Source organism: Xanthomonas sp. WHRI 10204, assembly GCF_040202875.1.
Lineage (GTDB): Bacteria > Pseudomonadota > Gammaproteobacteria > Xanthomonadales > Xanthomonadaceae > Xanthomonas.
Map to the genome: position 1 here is coordinate 1,420,189 of NZ_JBEGDW010000002.1, position 19,118 is coordinate 1,439,306.

General features: G+C 65.8%; 13 protein-coding genes and 1 other RNA gene. 3 read left to right on the forward strand and 11 right to left on the reverse strand.

Annotation, left to right across the window (positions count from 1 at the left end):
* The 3 genes from mreD to ABQZ00_RS17025 form a co-directional block, all read right to left on the reverse strand.
* Nucleotides 1-486, reverse strand: a complete 486-nt coding sequence (gene mreD / locus ABQZ00_RS17015; protein ID WP_115512611.1) for a rod shape-determining protein MreD — start codon at nt 484-486, stop codon at nt 1-3.
* Nucleotides 483-1,829, reverse strand: coding sequence for a rod shape-determining protein MreC (gene mreC, locus ABQZ00_RS17020; RefSeq protein WP_323538684.1), 1,347 nt, complete (start codon nt 1,827-1,829; stop codon nt 483-485). Before mreC ends, mreD begins: the two co-directional genes overlap by 4 nt.
* Before the next feature lie 166 nt (nt 1,830-1,995).
* The gene (locus ABQZ00_RS17025) at nt 1,996-3,042 is read right to left on the reverse strand and encodes a rod shape-determining protein (RefSeq protein ID WP_006452025.1); all 1,047 of its coding nucleotides are present in this window, start codon (nt 3,040-3,042) and stop codon (nt 1,996-1,998) included.
* Between the two features lie 275 nt (nt 3,043-3,317).
* Between ABQZ00_RS17025 and ABQZ00_RS17030 the strand changes: the two genes are divergently transcribed.
* The 3 genes from ABQZ00_RS17030 to ABQZ00_RS17040 all read left to right on the forward strand — a co-directional run bounded on the left by ABQZ00_RS17030 (nt 3,318) and on the right by ABQZ00_RS17040 (nt 6,850).
* A complete protein-coding gene (locus ABQZ00_RS17030; RefSeq protein ID WP_005990298.1) occupies nt 3,318-4,250 on the forward strand; it encodes a carbohydrate kinase family protein in 933 nt (310 codons plus the stop codon).
* A gap of 326 nt (nt 4,251-4,576) precedes the next feature.
* A non-coding RNA gene (locus tag ABQZ00_RS17035) (sX9 sRNA) lies at nt 4,577-4,651 on the forward strand.
* A gap of 225 nt (nt 4,652-4,876) precedes the next feature.
* A complete protein-coding gene (locus ABQZ00_RS17040; protein WP_115584715.1) occupies nt 4,877-6,850 on the forward strand; it encodes a sigma-54-dependent Fis family transcriptional regulator in 1,974 nt (657 codons plus the stop codon).
* A 620-nt stretch (nt 6,851-7,470) separates the two neighbouring features.
* On the opposite strand, the gene ABQZ00_RS17045 is transcribed toward ABQZ00_RS17040, so the two are convergent.
* The 8 genes from ABQZ00_RS17045 to ABQZ00_RS17080 all read right to left on the reverse strand — a co-directional run bounded on the left by ABQZ00_RS17045 (nt 7,471) and on the right by ABQZ00_RS17080 (nt 18,935).
* Complete coding sequence (locus ABQZ00_RS17045) at nt 7,471-9,903, reverse strand: TonB-dependent receptor (protein ID WP_323538683.1); 2,433 nt, start codon at nt 9,901-9,903, stop codon at nt 7,471-7,473.
* Between the two features lie 10 nt (nt 9,904-9,913).
* A complete protein-coding gene (locus ABQZ00_RS17050; RefSeq protein WP_055850603.1) occupies nt 9,914-11,020 on the reverse strand; it encodes an S-(hydroxymethyl)glutathione dehydrogenase/class III alcohol dehydrogenase in 1,107 nt (368 codons plus the stop codon).
* A gap of 35 nt (nt 11,021-11,055) precedes the next feature.
* Nucleotides 11,056-12,126, reverse strand: a complete 1,071-nt coding sequence (locus ABQZ00_RS17055) for a beta-propeller fold lactonase family protein (protein WP_323538682.1) — start codon at nt 12,124-12,126, stop codon at nt 11,056-11,058.
* The gene (locus tag ABQZ00_RS17060) at nt 12,123-12,773 is read right to left on the reverse strand and encodes a c-type cytochrome (RefSeq protein WP_323538681.1); all 651 of its coding nucleotides are present in this window, start codon (nt 12,771-12,773) and stop codon (nt 12,123-12,125) included. The genes ABQZ00_RS17055 and ABQZ00_RS17060 overlap by 4 nt, the downstream gene beginning before the upstream one ends.
* Before the next feature lie 25 nt (nt 12,774-12,798).
* Complete coding sequence (locus ABQZ00_RS17065) at nt 12,799-14,574, reverse strand: quinoprotein dehydrogenase-associated putative ABC transporter substrate-binding protein (protein WP_323538680.1); 1,776 nt, start codon at nt 14,572-14,574, stop codon at nt 12,799-12,801.
* A complete protein-coding gene (locus tag ABQZ00_RS17070; RefSeq protein WP_323519027.1) occupies nt 14,571-16,586 on the reverse strand; it encodes a methanol/ethanol family PQQ-dependent dehydrogenase in 2,016 nt (671 codons plus the stop codon). Before ABQZ00_RS17070 ends, ABQZ00_RS17065 begins: the two co-directional genes overlap by 4 nt.
* A gap of 996 nt (nt 16,587-17,582) precedes the next feature.
* The gene (locus ABQZ00_RS17075) at nt 17,583-18,212 is read right to left on the reverse strand and encodes an HAD family hydrolase (RefSeq protein WP_323538679.1); all 630 of its coding nucleotides are present in this window, start codon (nt 18,210-18,212) and stop codon (nt 17,583-17,585) included.
* Nucleotides 18,213-18,215: 3 nt separating this feature from the next.
* Nucleotides 18,216-18,935: a hypothetical protein gene (locus ABQZ00_RS17080; RefSeq protein ID WP_323538678.1), complete on the reverse strand. Its 720-nt coding sequence runs from the start codon at nt 18,933-18,935 to the stop codon at nt 18,216-18,218.
* Between the last annotated feature and the right edge of the window lie 183 nt (nt 18,936-19,118).

Here is a 19,118-nt window from a genome sequence, read left to right on the forward strand (position 1 = left end):
CTACTTCTTGCCCCGCTTGCCCAAGCGCACCGCATCCAGCAACACGAACAACGGCGGCCACAGCGCCATGCCCAGCAGCGGCGCCCACCAGTAACTCCACGGCAGGGTCGGCTCGCCGATCGCCAGATGCACCGCCGAAGACACGATGCGGTCGTTGAGCAGCAGCCCGCCGATCGCCAGCGCCTGCTGCGACACCGGGAAAAACCGCATCCGCGCGCGGAAGCGCTGCAGGATGAAGGTCATGATCACCAGCCGCAGCGCCTGCTCGCCCAGCAGTCCGCCGTACAGCAGATCGGCCAGCACGCCGGCCACGAAGGCCACACCCAAGCCCACCCGATCCGGCTCCTCGATCACCCAGTAGGCCAGCACCAGCGCCACCCAGTAAGGGCGCAGCGGCTGCACCACCTCCGGCAACGGCAGCAGACCCAGCACCAGCGCAATGAGCAGGCTCACCGGCAGGATCCAGGTGTTGCGCATGCGGGTCATTGGTCCGTCTCCGGTGGAGACGCACGGGAATCGGGAGTCGGGAGTCGGGAATCGGCAGGAGCGGTGCCTTGCGGCGGCGGCGCATCGTTCGCACGGCCAGCTGGCGACTGCGTGCCGTTGCCATTCCTCGTTCCGGCTGCCCGCAAGCCCTGCGGCGAAGCAGGACGCGAATCAGGCATCGGGATGTTGGATGCATTCGACGCCGTCGTGCGCGCGGGCGTGCTGGCCGGGCGGCCGGACGCTGGCGCACTGGACGGCTGCGTGCCGGGCGCGGCAGGTGTCGACGCGGACTGGGTGCCCTGAGCGGTGCCGGTGCCGGTGCCGGTGCCCGATGCTGCGCCCGCCGTCGGGCGTGCGGTATCCATCGCCGCGTCGGACACTCCGCTCGCTGGCGTGCGGGGCGGTGCGGTCACCGTCGCGGCGGCAGGCGCCGCGACGCCATTACCATTGACGTTGCCATTCCCCATTCCCGACTCCCCATTCCCCATTCCCGGCACCACCCGCAGCGGCTTGCCGGCGCGCAACAACAGCACGTCGCGGCCGCGGTCGAGTTTGGCGGCCGGGGTCAGCTCGCCGACCAGGAAGGCGTGGGTGTCGTCGGGATGCAGCTCGGAAACCTTGCCCACCGGGAAGCCGGCCGGGAAGCGGCCGCCCAGGCCGGAGGTGACGATCTCGTCGCCCACCTGCACGCCGGCGCTCAGCGGGATGTCGCGCAATTCGAGCCGGTCGCCGCGGCCGTAGACGATCAGGCGCACGCCGTTGCGCGCCACGCTGACCGGCACCGCGTGGTCGGGGTCGGTCAGCAGCAAGACGGTCGAATGTAGCGGGGTCACTTCGATCACCTGGCCCATCAGGCCGCCGGCATCGATCACCGCCTGGCCCATCAACACGCCATCGCGGCTGCCGGCGTCCAGCAGCAAGCGCTGGCGGGTCGGGTCCAGGTCGATATCCAGGATCGGCGCCAGCTGCACGTCCAGGCCACGGCGCTCGGCCACGTTGAGCAGCTCGCGCAACTGGGCGTTATCCAGCGCAGCGGTCTGCAGCCGGGTGAGGCGGGCGTTGGCGACCAGCAGCTGATTGCGCAGGTCGCGGGTCTCTTCCACCAGTTGCGCGTGCGTTGCGGCGTTGTCGCGCACCTGCGACCCGATGCGCCCTGGCAACCCGGCCACTGCCCAGATCGGCTGGATTAGCAGATTGGCCTGCATTCGCACCTGACTCAGCCAGCTGCCGCGGCTATCGAGCGCGATCAACGTGATCGCCAGCACCAGATAGACCAGCAGCCGCAGCGTGGAGGTGACTTCGCCCGGACGGGAGGCGACGGGAGGACCGGCGTAGGAGGGCACTTTCAGGGCCGGGAATGGAGAATCGGGAATGGGGAATCGGTGGGCAATGTGCTGCCCACGGAAGGGCTAAGGGATACGCGGACGGGAATGCGCAGTGACCACGCAAGGCCAGAGGCGGGGAGCCGCGCGACGATTCCCCATTCCCGATTCCCCATTCCCAGCTCCATTATTCCGGCGCGAAGAACTCGTTGCCGTGCATGTCCACCAGCTCCAGCGCGCGGCCGCCGCCGCGGGCCACACAGGTCAGCGGGTCATCGGCCACCTGCACGTGCAGGCCGGTTTCTTCGGAGATCAGACGGTCCAGGTCGCGCAGCAGCGCGCCGCCACCAGTGAGCACGATGCCGCGCTCGGCGACGTCGGCGCACAGTTCCGGCGGGGTCTGCTCCAGCGCCAGCTTCACTGCGGAGATGATGCCCGACAACGGCTCATGCAGCGCTTCGAGCACTTCGTTGGAGTTGATCTTGATCATCTTCGGCACGCCTTCGGCGAGGTTGCGGCCGGAGATTTCCATCTCCTGCACCTCGTCCTGCGGGTAGGCGCAGCCGATCTGCAACTTGATGCGCTCGGCCGTGGCTTCGCCGATCAACATGCCGTGGTTGCGACGCACGTAGTTGGTGATCGACTCATCGAAGCGGTCGCCACCCACGCGCACCGACTGCGAATAGACGATGCCGTTGAGCGAGATCACCGCCACTTCGGTGGTGCCGCCGCCGATGTCGATGACCATCGAGCCACGCGCTTCGGTCACCGGCATGCCGGCACCGATGGCAGCGGCCATGGGTTCTTCGATCAGGTACACGTCGCGCGCACCGGCCTCTTCCGCAGATTCCTTGATCGCGCGGCGCTCCACCTGGGTGGAACCGGCCGGCACGCACACCAGCACGCGTGGGCTGGGGCGCAGGAAGCGCGACTTGTGCACCTTCTTGATGAAGTGCTTCAGCATCGCTTCGGTGTAGGTGAAATCGGCGATGACGCCGTCTTTCATCGGGCGGATGGTGGTGATGTGGCCGGGGGTACGACCGAGCATCTGCTTGGCCTCCGCGCCGACGGCAGCCACCGAGCGCGTCCCGCCGATTGCGCGGTCCTGACGCACCGCAACCACCGATGGCTCGTTCAGCACGATGCCCTGTCCGCGCACGTAGATCAGCGTATTGGCCGTGCCCAGATCGATGGACAGGTCGTTGGAGAACATGCCGCGCAGTTTCTTGAACATCGAGGGAGTTGTTCCTGGGTAAGTCGCGTGCCCGCCGCCAGACTGGCGAAATTTTGGGCAGAAAACGAAGTCCACTAGCCTAGCAATCCCCCCCGGTGCGGGCAAGGAAAAATCGGTGTTTCCGGCCCGGTTTTCATGTGGCGGTCACGCCGGGCATGGCACGCGGTTGTGGCTCTGATCGGTCGCAGCCGTTACCCTTTGCGCCGCGGCGTTGGCGCCGTCCCGCCGCCATGCCGGCAACTGGCGGGTATTTCCTTACGCAAAGGCCTGACTCGATGTCCGCACTGATCTGTGGTTCCCTCGCCTACGACACCATCATGGTGTTCCCGGACCAGTTCAAGAATCACATCCTGCCGGACAAGGTGCACATCCTGAATGTGTCGTTCCTGGTGCCGCGCATGCGCCGCGAGTTCGGCGGCTGCGCCGGCAACATCGCCTACAACCTGCATCTGCTCGGCGGCGCGCCGATTCCGATGGGCACCGTAGGCCAGGATTTCGGCCCGTACCGCGAACATTTCGAAACGCTGGGCATCGATCTGTCGCGCGTGAAGATCATCGATGACCTGTTCACCCCGCAGGCCTTCATCACCACCGATCACGACAACAACCAGATCACCGCCTTCCATCCGGGCGCGATGATGCGCAGTTACGAGAACCACGTGCGTGACGTGCCGGGCGTGACCCTGGGCCTGGTCGGCCCGGACGGACGCGAAGGCATGATCCAGAACGCGGAAGAGTTCGCTGCCGGCGGCATTCCTTTCATCTTCGACCCCGGCCAGGCGATGCCGTTGTTCAACGGCCCGGAACTGCGTGAATTCATCGAGCAGGCCGACTACGTGGTGGTCAACGACTACGAGTCCAACCTGCTGCAGGAACGCACCGGCTGGAACGAGAAGGACATCGTGTCGCGCGTGCAGGCCTACATCACCACGCAGGGCCCGAAGGGCGCGCTGGTGCACACGCCCGAAAAGACCTACGACATTCCGCCGGCGCATGAGCGCCGCGTGGTCGACCCCACCGGCTGCGGCGATGCGTTCCGCGCCGGCCTGATCTACGGCATCCAGCACAACTACGACTGGCTGACGATCGGGCGCATGGGCAATCTGATGGGCGCATTGAAGGTGGAGCACCCCGGCACCCAGAACCAGCGCTTCGACTTCGCCGAATTCAACGATCAGTTCAAACAGCAGTTCGGCTACGCGCTGTAAAAATGCCCGGAGCGGCATCGGTGCGACACCTCGGCTGCGCACCGTCAGCTCCCACTCCAGCGCTTGCTCGGCGCCCGGCCCGCATCTGCGATGCCGGCGCTGGCGCCGGCTAGGTCCCCCTTCTCTCCTCGGGAGAAGGGGCCTCGCAGCGGCAGATGCCGGTCTGCGCGAAGCCTCGCGCAGCTCGAACGACACACTCGCTTCGAACAGGGTCACCGCGCCGGCCCGTACTCCGCCCCAAGGCGGCCTTTGCGACGCGGGCGCCCCGCTAAAGACTGCTTGCGCAGCCTCCAAGCGGCTGCCGCGGCCAGCGCTCAGTGCGCGCCATGCCGCTCGTAGAGTCCGGTTCTGAGCACGCCCTCCACACCCGTCTGACGACCGCTCGCTGCGCTTTGTTAGCCGCTCTCAGCGCTAAACGCGCACGCTCCTCGCCCCGCCGAGCAAGCTGCGCGTCGACCGAGCTCGACCCTTATCGCCCAAAACGCCGTCGTGGCCTCAGGCATCCTGGGCCCCTCATCGATGCACGTATTGCGAGCAGCGCGGCGCAGTTTGCTGCAATGCGGTTTGAGCATAGGAGCGGTTTGTGCCTCTACTGACGTTTCGCGCCCACTGAGGAACGCTGGCCCATGTCCGAGCCAAGCGTTGTCGCCGCTCCTTCCATCACGCTGCCGGAGATCGAACCGGATGTACTCCGGCAGATCAGACGGCTGCGCGATATTGCGCCGCTGGCGCCACCGCTGTCGCGGTCGTGGCGGCGTTGCCTGGACGACTACGCGCTGCTGCCCGAGGCAACGCCCGAACCGTTGGTGCACGACGCCCTGCACGTGCGTGAGCGCCAGCAGCGGCTTGGCGAGGTGCTGCGCATCGCCAAGGTGGAAATGGAAAACCTGTACGAGCAGATCGCCGGCAGCGGCTATGCGGTGATCTTTGGCGATGCCGACGCCACCGTGCTGCACAGCGTGCACGACTCCACCCTGCTGCGCGAGTTCCGCCAGGCGGGGCTGTTCTGTGGCGCCAGCTGGGCCGAATGCCACCAGGGAACCAACGGTCTGGGCACGTGCGCGGCCGAGCGCACGGCGGTCAGCGTGCATCGCGGCGAACACTATCTGACCCGGCATTTACCGCTGTCGTGCAGCGGCGCGCCGATCCTGGACCCGCACGGCGGGCTACTGGCGGTGCTGGATGCCTCCACCCCCAATGCGCAGGACAGCAAGCAGATCCAGCGCCATACCGTGGCCTTGGTGAGCATGTCGGCCGCACAGATTTCGCGCTCGCATTTCCTCAATCAGTTTGGTCATGCGTTCATCCTGCGCTTTCACAGCCGCCCCGAGTTCGCCGGCTTGTTGCACGAGGCATTGATCGCCATCGGTGCCGATGGCCGCGTGCTGGCGGTCAACGAAGCGGTGCTGGAGCAACTGGGCAAGATCGATCGCAGCCAGTTGGTGGGTCGCGATATCTCGCAGGTGATGCAGCTGGACTTCGACACCATCGAACACCGGGCCGGCAGCGACGCGGGCACCCTGTGGTCGATCCGCTGCGCCTGCCATGGGCGGCGCTTCTATGCGCTGGTGCGCCCGCCACGCGCCCGCCCGGCGCTACCGGCAGTCGGCGGGCCGGCGCAGGCCGCACCGGATTCCGAATTGCAACCAAGCGAGCACGTCGGTTCGGATCCGCGCATGCGCCACAACCTGGCCAATGCGCTGAAACTGGCCGCGCACCGCGTTTCGATCCTGTTGCGTGGCGACACCGGCACCGGCAAGGAAGAATTCGCCAAGGCGGTGCATCGTGGCTCGCCCTGGGCCAGCGGCGCGTTTGTCGCGATCAATTGCGCCGCCATTCCCGAGGCGCTGATCGAAAGCGAGTTGTTCGGTTACGCACGCGGTGCCTTCACCGACGCGGCGCGCGAAGGACGGCACGGCAAATTACTGCAGGCCAGCGGCGGCACGCTGTTTCTGGATGAAATCGGCGATATGCCGCTGCCATTGCAAAGCCGCCTGCTGCGCGTGCTGGAAGAACAATGCGTGACCCCGCTGGGCAGCGAACGTGCGGTGCCGCTGGAGCTGCACGTCATCAGTGCAAGCCATCGCGACCTGGCGCAACGCGTGGCAGCAGGCGAGTTTCGCGAGGACTTGTATTACCGGCTAAACGGCGTGGTGTTGCATCTACCCCCACTGCGCGAGCGCAGCGATAAAGCGGAGTTGATCCGTACCTTGCTGCGCGAAGAAAACGCAGAGCGCAGCGTACGCATCAGCGAAGAGGCGATGCACAAACTGCTCAGCTACGCCTGGCCAGGCAACCTGCGCCAGTTACGCAATGTGCTGCGCACCGCAGCGGTGTTATGCAGCGACGGCGTCATCCGCCTGCCGAACCTGCCGCAGGAAATCGTCGATGCCGGCAGCGCGCCGTGCCTGGTCGATGGCCGTGCCGTGGCCGCCGACGACATGCCTGGCCGGGTGGCGCTGGATCAGGCCGAACGCCTGGTATTGCAGCAACAACTCGAACGCCATCGCTGGAATGTCAGCCGCACCGCCGACGCACTGGGGATCAGCCGCAATACGCTGTATCGCAAGCTGCGCAAACATGGGTTGGATACGGGCTGATGGAGGGGCGGGGATTTGGGATTGGGGATACGTCAAAGCCAAAGCGGTGGCTTGGCGCTGCTATTTAGAGCGATTAACACAATTTTTTTCGCCATCAGGCGGCACCGCTGTGGCTTGGTGCGCCATGCGGCACGCTACGTGCCGCGATTGCGGAGCGGATGATCTGTGGCTTGGCTGCAGGGTCCTTGCCCGCCCACCCTCGCGGGACATGCTGCAAGTACGTCCTTGTAAGCTCTTACGCGGCATCCATGCCGCGTAAGGTCCCGCGACAGTGGGCGAGCAAGGACCAGTGGAGATGGTCGGTGTGCACGGTAGGAGCAGTGCTTGATGCGCGTTGTCGGGTCATCACGTGCCGGCGCAACGTTTGATGTGCAACGCGCTACAAGCAGCTTTCACGCGACCACCGACCAACGTTCTGGTGCGGTGTCCTCGCCGCTTGCGGGACCGTGTGGCGGCATGAATGCCGCCACCGAGCCCCCAGGGACGGGTTCACGGCGTGTCCCGCGAGCGGTGAGGGCACCGCGCCTCCGACCAGCGCGACGCGCGACCCTCCAGATAACGCGGAGCGCGGCTGGTGCTGACGCCTCATGAATCTCCAATCCCGAATCCCCGCCCCAAACTCACAACGCCCAGCGCAGCCCGATCAGATACTGCCTGGTCACGCCCGGCGCCAGAAAGCGTGCCGGGCCTGTTTCGACGGGCGCGTTCTGCGGGCGGGCAAGTTCGCCATCGGGAAACACATCTTCGGCCACCGCGGCATAGGTGGCGTACTGGCGATCGAACAGGTTGTCGATACGCGCAAAGACCGACACGCGCGTGCTGATGGCCCAACGCGCCTGCAGGTCGACCAGCGCATAGCCGGCGGTGCCGATATCGATGCGCTGCGGTGCGGGCTCGCCCGCTTCGGCATTGTCGACCTGCCCATCTTCGTTGCCGCTGGCCACGCGCCCGGACACCGCGCGCACGCCAGCGCCCAACGTCAGCGCATCACGCTGCCACTCCACCCCGAGCTTGAGGTTATGCCGGGGTAGCGCGGCGATCCGTAAACCGGGCCGCAACGTGATCACACGCTCGCCGGACAGCAGTTCGCCGTCGCTGCGATAGGTCGCGTCCAGATAGCTGTACCCCGCCGACCATTGCCAATCGCCGCTGCGCAGGTGCAGCGCAGCGTCGACGCCCTGATAGCGGGTGCGACCGACGTTATCGAAGTAGCCAAGCTGCGTGTCCGGCGCACGCAGAAACAAAATGTCGTCGCGATTGTCGGCGCGGTACACCGACACGGTGGCGTTGCTGTCGGCCCAGGGCGACCAGCGCGCGCCCAGCTCATAGGTTCGCGACACGATCTGCTCCAGGCGCGGATCGGCCTGCAGGCCGGTCGGCAGCCGGCACGGCTGGGTGGGGTCGGCGCACCCCAGCTCGATCGCGGTCGGCGCGCGCGTGTTCTGCGCCACCGAGCCGTAGACGGTGAGGCCGGAGTCGAGTCGATGGGTGAGCCCCAGCGATGGGTTCGCCTTGGCGTAGACAAAGCGCTCGCGCGGGCGGTCGCCGTCCTCGGCGGTGGACAGGATGTTGTCGACCACCACCCGGTTCCAGCGCACTGCGGCGGTGAGATGGGTGGCCGCGTCCAGCTCCCAGGTGTCTGCGACAAAGGCGCCCAACGTTTTGGTGCTGCCACGCACGCCAGAGAAGAACGCACGCTCGACATCGGGATCTGCCAGCACCGACCGGTCCGGCTGAACCCAGCCATCGCGGGCGAATTGCCGGTAACGCACATGACCGCGATCGAAGGTGACACCGGCACTGAGCGCATGCGCTCCCCATTGTTTGCTCAGGTTGATCGCAAGCCCCTGCGCTTCCTGCCGCATCTGGGTGGTGTTGAGGGCGCCGGTATGCAGCGCATCGGCATCGGCGCGCGCCACCTCGCAATCGGCATCCAGCGCGCTGCCGTCGGCGGCGTAACCGGAGGCGCATTCTTCGACAAATTCTTCGTAGTCCTCGCCGATATCGCCATTGACGGTGTCGCGCCGGCCAACGCGCGAATACGCCAGCGCATGCAGCGCGGTGTCCGAATCGAAACGGTGGTCTAACTGCGCCGTCAGCAGCGTATTGCGATTGCGGGTGAGATCGGGCGAGGTATACACCGCGCGGCGGTCGGCACGGTACAGGCCTGGCTCGGGTCCTTCGTCGGTGTAGCTGGTATCGGGCAACAGTCCATTGCCGATCAGGCGGCTGCGCCCGTGCAGCAGCGACAGACTCCAGTCGGTGTCATCGCCTTGCCGACCGAGCTTGCCGAACACCGTGCCCAGACGTCCTTCGGAGGCATCGCGCCAGCCGTTTTCGTCGAAACCGGTCACTGCGATAAAGCCATGCCAGCCATCGCCGCCGGCAATGCCATAACTGGCATCCAGCCGCTTGCGCGCGCCGCTGCCGATGCTCAGTTCGCCTTGCAGTCCCGGTGCAGTGAGTCCGGATGCGGTGGACAGCACCACCGCGCCGCCGAGCGTATTCGGACCGAATAACGGGTTGGAACCGGGCATCAGGGTGACGGCGGTGATGGCGGATTCGGGCAGCATGTCCCAGCTGACGATATCGGCGAACGGTTCGTTGACGCGGACGCCGTCCAGATACACCGACACACCTTGCGAGGCGCCCGGCAAGGCCGATGCGCGAAAACCATGGAAGGTGAGGTCGTTCTGAAATGCGCTGCCCTGCACATCGTTACCATCCACACCGACAAACCGCCGCTGCAGCAGATCGCTGATGTTGTTGCTGCGCCCACGCGACAACTCCGCATTGGTCGCCGATTGCACCATGTACGGCAATTGCGCCGCGTCGATGGTGGTGCCGGGGATGGGCGTGGCAGTGACTTCGATGCGATCCAGCCAGGTGACTTGCGGGGTGCCGTCAGCCAGTGCGGGGCCGATCGTGCCAGCGCACAGCAGCGCTGCACAGGCGCAGGCAAGCCGATGGCGTTGCAGTGCATCGGATCCAGGGCGAGCGGTGCGAAGCGGCGAGGTACTGCGGTGGCCCAGCAAGTCATGCGTCGACGTCATGTCGTCTCCTTCAATACAGCACGATCGATTTGATGCCGCGCGCCGCGCGCAGATCCGCCAGCGCCTGATTGATGTCGTCCAATGCCAGGGTACGGGTGATCAGCGGTGCCAACTGGATCTCGCCATGCAGATAACGCTCCACATAGCCTGGCAACTCGCTGCGTCCTTTCACCCCGCCGAACGCGCTGCCACGCCACACCCGGCCGGTCACCAACTGAAACGGCCGCGTGCTGATTTCTTGCGCATCGTCGGCCACACCGAGAATGACGCTCTCGCCCCAGCCCTTGTGGCAGCACTCCAGTGCCGCACGCATCGCACCGACGTCGCCCACGCATTCGAAACTGTGGTCGGCGCCGCCATCGGTGAGGTCCACGATCACTTGCTGGATCGGTGCGCCGTAGTCGCGCGGGTCCAGGCAATCGGTGGCGCCCAGCGCGCGCGCCAATGCGAACTTGCCCGGGTCGATATCCACCGCGATGATGCGCCCGGCCCGCGCCAGCACCGCGCCCTGCACCACCGACAGGCCGATCCCGCCCAGCCCGAAGACCGCCACGCAATCGCCCGGCCGCACATGCGTGCTGTTGAGCACCGCGCCAACGCCGGTGGTGACCGTGCAACCGAGCAGGCAGACCTGATCCAGTGCCGCATCCGGATGGATGCGCGCCACCGCGATCTCCGGCAACACGGTGTATTCGGAGAACGTACTGGTGCCCATGTGGTGCAGGATCGGACGCCCGTTCAATGAAAACCGGCTACTGCCGTCGGGCATCAGGCCACGTTCCTGACTGCTGCGAATCGCCTGACACAGGTTGGTGCGCCCGGAGCGGCAGAACTTGCAGACGCCGCATTCGGGCATGTACAGCGGGATCACATGATCGCCGGCACGCACGCTGGTCACGCCGATGCCCACGTCTTCGACAATCCCCGCGCCCTCCTGGCCCAGAATCGCCGGAAAGCTGCTCGCATGCCCGTGTGCCAGCGCATGCGCATCGCCGTGGCAGATGCCGGTGGCAACCAGCCGCACCAGCACTTCGCCGGGGCGCGGCGGCTGCAGGTCCACCTCTTCGATGGTCAACGGCTGATGCGGGCCCCAGGCGACCGCAGCGCGTGTCTTCATCCCGCCTCCCCGGCGCGTATCGGCATGGCCGGCACTCAGCGCGCGATGACCACGCCCCACGGCAGTTCGCCGACGGGGATCTGTTTGAGTTCGCGCATGCTCGCGGTATCGATCACGCTCACGGTATTGGAACGGCCATTGGCCACGTACAACTTGTCGCCGGCGGGCGTGAGCGCCGGATTCCAGGGCCGTAATCCGACCGGAATCTCGGCCAGACTGCGTGCAGTGGTGGTATCGATCACACTGACCGTGCCGGCACCGCCGTTGGACGCGTACAGCCGCGTGCCGTCGGCCGACAGTGTCACGCCGGCAGTGCGCACGCCGGCCGGCAAACTGGCGCGGCGCGTACGGGTCTGCAGGTCGATCACATCCACCACGTTGGCAGTCTCCTGCGCGATATAGACGCTGCGGCCATCGGGTGCGAACGCCATGCCGCGCGGATGGCCGCTGGTGGCGACCACGCCGCGCGACTGACGCGTGGCCAGCTCGATCATGTCCATGTCGTTGGAACCTTCGTTGCTGGTGAGCAGCCACTTCCCATCGGGCGTGTATGCGCAATGCTCCGGCGCCTGCCCACGCGTGGCGATGACCTGCTGCACACGGAACTGTGCCGCATCGATCAACATCACCTGGTTCTGCCCTTCCACACACACGGCGAACTGCGTGCCATCGGGCGACAACGCGATGCCTTCGGCGTTTTCGCCGATGTCCACTTGCCGCAATACCGTATCCTTGGCGGTGTCGAGTTCAATCAACCGGTGATGCTCGGCATCGATCAAATACAAATGGCCCTGCGGGCCGGGCAACACCTGCTGCAGACGCTTGCCGAGCTGGCCTTGCGCACTGAGCGTGCGCACTACCGTATCGGTGCCGGTGTCGATCACCGACACCGTGCCGCTGCGTTGGTTGGGCACGTATGCCAACACCGGCGATGCTGCCGGCGCCGGTGCCGCACTGGTGGAGACAGCAGGCGATGCAGTGGCTGCAGCATCCGGTGCGGCCGCATCGCGCTGGCAACCGGCGACCAACAGCAGCGCACCCGATGCAATCACTGCACAGGTGCGCCGCCAGCGACCGATCGGCGAGCGCAGTGCGCCTTGCTTCATTGCGCCTTGCCCGCGGTCTTGTTGATCGAATGGATGAAGGCCAGCAGTTTTTCGGTGTCGCCCGGCTTGAGCACCGGCGCAAACGGCGGCATCTGCCCCACCACTCTTTCATGCCCGACCCGCGTCTTGCCGTGCGTGATCATGGCCGCGGTGCCTTCGCTGATCAGCGTGCGCAGGGTGTCGTCATCGCTGCCGTAGACCCAGATGTCATTGGTCAACGGCGGGCACATGCCGCCGCCACCGGTGCCGCCGTGGCAGGCATTGCAGCCGGCAGAGAAATAGATCTTCTTGCCTTCGGCGATCAGCTCGGGAGTGACCTTGACCTCCGGTCCCTTCGGGATCGGCGTCACCGCGGCCGGGGGTGCGGGCGGCGTGGCCGGATCCGGCGCAGGGCCTGCGACCGGATTGGGCGTCGCTGCGGAGGCAGTTGCGGGCGGCGGTGGCGCGGCGGCATCGGCGGCCGGTGCGCTGGCGGCAGGCGATGGCGCCGCGTCGGGTGCCGGTGCCGGCGGAGTCTCTTTTCCGCACGCGGCCAGCAGTGTGCTCAGCAACAACGCACAGAGCGCTGCGCGCATGGAACGATCGATACAACCCACGGTGGACTTACGCATGAACGAACCTTTCTGATCGGAGGGAACACCGCGCACCCCGTGCACGCGGTGGATGAAACGCTCAGCGTCTGGAAGGGCGCTTGGCCTCGCTGAGCAGTGCAGCCAACGCGGCATCGCCGCGGTCCTGCGCCAACGTCGCGGCGGTCTTGCCATCGCGGTTGCGCGCCGCAGGGTCGGCACCGGCCGCCAGCAGACGCTTGGCGACGTCCTCGCGCCCGGCGGCTGCGGCCAGCATCAAGGCGGTGACACCCGCCTGATTGGCATGTCCCACGTCGGCGCCACGTGCAACCAGCGCATCGAGAATCGCGGGGTCGTCGCGCGCCACTGCGAACATCACCGGGGTGAATCCGGTGGGATTGGCACGCTTCACATTCGCCCCCGCGGCCAGCAGTGCCTGCACCACGCTGACGTCGGCATACGAGACCGCCAGATCCAGTGCGCTCCAGCCATCGCCGGACACCGTATCGATCGGCGCGCGTTTGCCTACCAGCCGGGTCACGCTATCGGCATCGTTGGCCCATGCGGCTTTCATCAGCGCAGTCCAACCGCTGGCATCGCGCGCATCAAGGCGCGCGCCGGCATCCAGCAACAGCCCGACCAGATCCGGTTCCTGATTGCGGATGGCCTGATGCAATGGCGGCTCACCAAGCAGGTTGGGCGTGTTGGCATCGGCGCCATGCCGCAACAACCAGGCCGCACGCACTGCGTCGCCGGCATCCAGCGCATGCGCCAGCTCCTGGTTGGGGTCAGCACCATCGGCGATGCGTAACTGCAACTGGGCCAGCTCCTGCGACGACGCAGCAGGGCTCGGTGCAGTCGAGGCGGAGGTCGGTGTGGCGTACGGCCCATGCGACGGCAGATCGCCAGCCACGATGCACTCGCTGCAACGCACCAGCGGCACGTGATAACTGCGCAGAATCTCGGCGATCTTTACCGCATTGTCTTGCAGCGCAGTGTTCAGCGCATCGCGCAATGCGGCGTTCTTGCGCGACACCGCCCACGCCATCGAGTATTCCAGTACCGCGTCGTCGATGGTGTTCAACGGCACCACGCCCAGATTGCTACGCGCAGCGTAGTAACCGGCCACCGGGCCCCAGGATTCGGCCGCATCCAGTTCATTGGCGGCCACCCGCTCCACCAGCTTGCCCGGATGTTCTTCCGGTGCGGTGGCCGAGTCGTAGAACAGGTATTGCACTTCGCCACTGATGCCGTGCTCGTACAGAGCCTGCCGCGCGGGCGAGCTCTGAAACACGCCCAGCCGCAGTTTTTTCAACGCCGGATCATCCAGCGATGTGGGCACCAGATTCAAACCTTTGCGCGTCACCAGCACATAGGCCGAGCGATACACCGGGCGTGTGGTCAGGCCCTGCTCGAAGTCGCTGTTGAGATCCATCAGCAGATCGCAGCGGCCGGCGTTGATCGTGCTGCGCGCCAGCCCGCGCTGGTAATAGGTGCGCCATTCGTATTCCAGGCGACGGCCCATCGCATCGGCGACGACTTGTGCAATCTTGTTCTGGAACCCTTCGCCAGCCTTGTTGGACAACGGCATGTTGCCCGGATCGGCACACACACGCAGCACCGTCGGATCGGGCGCAGGCGGCGGCGTGTTTGCGGGCGTCTGCGCGGAGGTTGGAGCTGCAGTGGATGCAGGCGCCGCTGCAGGCGCCGCATCGGAATCAGAAGCGCGAGCCGTCGGTGAAGACGGCTCGCGTGTGCAACCTGCGGCGACGAGTCCGAGGCTGCAAACCACCAGCACCTTGCGCAGGTGCCGGGTCATGCCGCACACGCCGGCAGTGATCTGCCGACGTGTGCGTCCAACGCCTTGCGTGGATCTCATCGTGCAGTCTTCGCTGCTGCATTTGCGGTGCCACCACCGGCGGCCGCAGTGGCGGTTGCCGTGGCGGTCACCGTCTTGCCGGCGCCATCGATACGGAAGGTGTGCACCATGCCACCGAGCGGGATCTTGTCGAAGCCGGCGCCAAACGCCAGCCCGGCAGCACCCAGCGCGCCGTACGGATCGGCCGGATCCAGACCGGCAGCCACCGGCAGGCCGATCCAGCCACCAATGCCCGAGAACACCGCCACGTACTGGTGACCATTGGCCTTGTAGGCGATCGGGTTACCGATGATGCCGGACGGCAACTTCATCTCCCACAGCTTCTTGCCGGTGTCCTTGTCCACCGCACGGAACCAGCCGTCGAGCGTGCCGTAGAACACCAACCCGCCATCGGTGACCAGGGTGCCGCTCCACACCGGGAACTTTTCCTTGATCTCCCACTTGGATTTGCCTTCCACCACGTCGAACGCCTTGACGATACCCAGAGCGCCCGGCTCATTGGGCTTCATCATCACGTTGGCGAATACATACGGCAGGCCCATCATGGTGTTGCCGCGTTCCTGCGGTTCCAGTTCCATGTGCCAATTATTGGTACCGCAGAAAAACACCGCCGAATTGGCCGGATCCACCGAGCACGGCTGCTGATCCTTGCCGCCCATGGCCGAGGGGAATGCCTGCACTTTCTTGCCGCGTTCCAGCGGGGAATGCGCCGCCACTTTCACCGGGCGACCGGTCTTCATGTCGATGCGTTCGGCCCAGTTGGCCGGCACGAACTTGTGCGCGCGCAGCAAGGTGCCGTCGCGACGATCGAGCACATAGGCAAAGCCGTTGCGATCGAACTGCACCACCGATGGAACTTCCTTGCCGTCGATGGTCAGATCGACGAGGATCGGCTCGTTGATGCCGTCGTAATCCCACTGGTCGAACGGGGTCTTCTGATAGCCCCACACCGCTTCGCCGGTATCGATCTTGCGCGCGAACAGCGTCATCGACCACTTGTTGTCGTGCTCGCCGTTGTTGCATTCCTCATGCGAGGTCTTGCCGCAGCGATACGACGGGCTCCACAGACCGGGATTACCGGTGCCGTAATAGACCAGCTTCAACTTCGGGTCGTAGCTGTACCAGCCCCAGGCCGCACCGCCACCGCGCTTCCATTCGTCGTTGGGGAAGGTCTTGATGCCCAGATCGCCGAGCTGGCCGTGTTGCGGATTGGCCTTATTGAAGTCCGGGCCCAGGCAGATCGCCTTGTCGGTACCGGCGGCATCGCAGGACCATGACTGCTTGCCATCGGACAGGTTGTAGGCCGCCACGCGCCCGAGCACGCCGAACTCGTTGCCGCTGATGCCGGCCACCACTTTGCCATCGGCGATGATCGGCGCCATGGTGATGGTTTCGCCCTTGTCCGGGTGCGCGAGTTTCTGCTTCCACACTTCCTTGCCGGTCTTGGCATCGAGCGCAATCACATCGCCGCTCAGGCTGCCGAACACCAGCTTGCCATCGGCATACGACGCACCGCGGTTGACGGTATCGCAGCAGGCCACCGCCACCGAGCGTTCGTCCTGTTGCGGGGTATATTTCCACAACACCTTGCCACCGTCCTCCTGCGCGGCCAGGTCGATCGCGAATACGTTGTTCGGATACGCGCTGACCATGTACATGATGCTGCCGATCACCAGCGGCTGGCCTTCGTGGCCGCGCGTGGCGTCGGTCTTCATTTCCCAAGACATCTTCAGATTCTTGACGTTGTCGCGATTGATTTCGGCTAGCGGGCTGTGCCGGGTCAATGCGAAATCGCGACCCACGCCACCCCAGTTGTCGGCATTGCTGGCGTTGGCGGTGAATTCGCTATCGGTATCGACCACGGCGGCGGCTGGCGCCGCGGCGGGTGTGGCTGCAGGTGCGGGCGCGGCGGTTTCTGCCGGCGTTTCTTTTTTGCAACCGGCCAACACAGCGCTCAGCGCAAGCATCAGCAGCGCGCCGCTGCGGACGCTGCGACAGGAAGATTGGTGCATATGCGTCTACCCCTCTCGGTGAACAATCCAATCGAACGAACAGCCACTGGCGTTTGATGCACGCAACCACGGCGCAAACGGGTGGGTACCGCGATAGGACAGAGCACAGCGCGTGCCAGTGCGTTGTTGCGTCGCAGCACCTTGCTGTGTCAGGGCCTTGTATGGACGCAGTGAATGCAGCGCGAGAGGTGTATCGGATTTGGCACACTTTGCGCCGAGCGTGCTGTAGCAGCGATGGAACAGATTGGGCGGAGGCGCTTCGGTGGTACGCGGTAGAGACACTTGGTCGGTATGACGCCAGACGTTTTCCGGAGCCTAGGGTTTCTGGAGATGGCGGCGAATGAGATGACAACGAATTGGCGACGTTGCTGCACCAGCAACGACAACGACAACGAGCCGAGCACGCCGACACCTGCGTTTGTTTTGCAGTTAGAGGAATGCGCCCGAGGGGCGGACGAGGGGTGCCCCGCTACCGCCGTCGATGCGTTTGCCGTTGTGCGCTTTTGAAGCGAGATCCTGGGGATCTGACGGACGGCGCTTGGTCCGTACCCTCACCCCAACCCCTCTCCCGCAGGGAGAGGGGCTAGAGCGCGGTGCCACGCATTATTCCTCTCCCCTCGGGAGCACGCGTCTGTTCCTTCTCCCCTCGGGAGAAGGTGCCCCGAAGGGGCGGATGAGGGTACGGGCGTAGCCCCATGCAGTTGAAGCGGCACCAGGGCTTCGCCCCCGTACCCTCACCCCAACCCCTCTCCCGCGAGGAGAGGGGCTAGAGCGCGGCGCCACACGTCTGTTCCTTCTCCCCCGGGAGAAGGTGCCCCGAAGGGGCTGATGCGGGTACGGGCGCAGCCTCATGCAGTTGAAGCAGCAGCAGGGCTTCGCCTCCATGCCCTCACCCCAACCCCTCACCCGTGGGGAGAGGAGCTATTGGTTGATCGACGTGTACAAGGCGGTCCAGCGTCATTGCTCTCCCGTCGCCGAGACGCGACTGATGCAACGTCAGCCGTCTACGCGGGCCTGCCAGCGCTGTAACAGTTCGCTGCAATCGCGCAGGCGCCAATCGGCCAGGCCGGGCCAGGGGTCGCCGGGGGTATTGACCAGCACGGTCGCTGCGCCAGCGGCGCGGCCGCAGGCCAGGTCGTTGTGGTGGTCGCCAATCATGAGCAATGCAGTGGCGCTCACTGCCCACCGCTGCTGGAAATACTGCAGGCCGTCGGGCGCGGGCTTGGGCGCGGCCTCATCGCGGCCGACAAGGTCGTCCCAGGCGAAGGCATCGCTCAGGCCGATCGCCTCCAGCGTTATCTGCGCCAGGCTGCGCGCGTTACGGGTCAGCACGCCGAGGCGGCAGCCATCGGCATGCAGCGCGCGCACCACTTCTTGCGCGCCGGGCGCAGGCTGGGCCGCTTCAGCCAGAGCGCGCTCGTGCTCCAGCAACCAGGCGTGCTTGGCCTGCGCCTGCTCGGCGGGCAATGCGGCCAGGTGATGCAGGATGTCGTCTTCGGGTGAGATCTCCAACTCGCGCCGGATCAACGCGAAATCGTGCACCGGCTGGGTGAGCGTGCCATCCATGTCGAACACCCAGTGCCGGTAGGCGGACAACGGTAGTCGGGCTGCGCTTGCGCCATCCATGGATTATTTCCAGCCCGGCATCTGGGCGGTATCCAGCCCGCCCACGTCGAACTCCGCAGTCCGCGTGCCGCCGGCCTTGACCGGGAAGGCGATGCTGATGCGCTTGGCGTTGCGCACCACTTTCCACAACGCCTTGTCGTCGTCGATGAACATGGCGATCGCCTCGTCGGTATCGGGGCGATGCGCGGCCATCGCGCGTGGTGCGCCGCCATCGGCGGAGACCTGCACCTTGCAGCCGCCGTAGCAATTGAAGTCGCCGGCCTTGAGCACGAGATAGCTGTGACGCTTCCACTGCGGATGATCGCGGAACACCAGGCTCACCGGCTTGGGCCCGCTGCCATCCACATCCACGCGCTCCTTGGCATCGATCATGGCCGAGCGCTGCGTGCCGCCCTTTGCGGGCACCTGCGAGTACTGCCAGAGCGCCTGCATGCGGCGCAGCTCGCGCGCCTGTTCGCCCTTGGCCTTGATGTCGGCATACCCGGGTTCGATACGCGTTGCGGCCGCCGTCCCGGCATAGCCTTCGAGCAAGGCCGCGCCATGTGCACGCGCCATGTCCCAGTTCTGCGCCTGGACGGCTTCGTCGTATTGTTTGGCGAGCGCATCGGCCTGGGTTTCTTTCGCCTGCGCCTGCGCGGTTTCCTGCGCCTTGCGTTGCGCCTCGCGGTCGGTGCAGGCACTCAGGGCCGCGACGCACAAGACCGCGCTCAACAGATACTTCATCGTCGACTCCAGGGCGAATTCAGCGACAACGATACCAGCCTGTCCATGCGCGATAGATCGGCAGGGCGATAGGCATCGCAGTGACCGCACCACCACCGAACCCGTAGGAGCGCACCCGGGCGGCGCGGGGGGGGTCGAGTTTATGCCACCACCCGCCCGGGGGGGGGCTGAGCGGGGGGGGGG

What these genes read in the sequence shown, in the direction of transcription:
- mreD (WP_115512611.1), bottom strand. Translation starts at nt 486, where the DNA reads ATGACCCGCATGCGCAACACCTGGATCCTGCCGGTGAGCCTGCTCATT.
- ABQZ00_RS17025 (WP_006452025.1), bottom strand. Translation starts at nt 3,042, where the DNA reads ATGTTCAAGAAACTGCGCGGCATGTTCTCCAACGACCTGTCCATCGAT.
- ABQZ00_RS17030 (WP_005990298.1), top strand. Translation starts at nt 3,318, where the DNA reads ATGTCCGCACTGATCTGTGGTTCCCTCGCCTACGACACCATCATGGTG.
- ABQZ00_RS17040 (WP_115584715.1), top strand. Translation starts at nt 4,877, where the DNA reads ATGTCCGAGCCAAGCGTTGTCGCCGCTCCTTCCATCACGCTGCCGGAG.
- ABQZ00_RS17045 (WP_323538683.1), bottom strand. Translation starts at nt 9,903, where the DNA reads ATGACGTCGACGCATGACTTGCTGGGCCACCGCAGTACCTCGCCGCTT.
- ABQZ00_RS17050 (WP_055850603.1), bottom strand. Translation starts at nt 11,020, where the DNA reads ATGAAGACACGCGCTGCGGTCGCCTGGGGCCCGCATCAGCCGTTGACC.
- ABQZ00_RS17055 (WP_323538682.1), bottom strand. Translation starts at nt 12,126, where the DNA reads ATGAAGCAAGGCGCACTGCGCTCGCCGATCGGTCGCTGGCGGCGCACC.
- ABQZ00_RS17065 (WP_323538680.1), bottom strand. Translation starts at nt 14,574, where the DNA reads ATGAGATCCACGCAAGGCGTTGGACGCACACGTCGGCAGATCACTGCC.
- ABQZ00_RS17070 (WP_323519027.1), bottom strand. Translation starts at nt 16,586, where the DNA reads ATGCACCAATCTTCCTGTCGCAGCGTCCGCAGCGGCGCGCTGCTGATG.
- ABQZ00_RS17075 (WP_323538679.1), bottom strand. Translation starts at nt 18,212, where the DNA reads ATGGATGGCGCAAGCGCAGCCCGACTACCGTTGTCCGCCTACCGGCAC.
- ABQZ00_RS17080 (WP_323538678.1), bottom strand. Translation starts at nt 18,935, where the DNA reads ATGAAGTATCTGTTGAGCGCGGTCTTGTGCGTCGCGGCCCTGAGTGCC.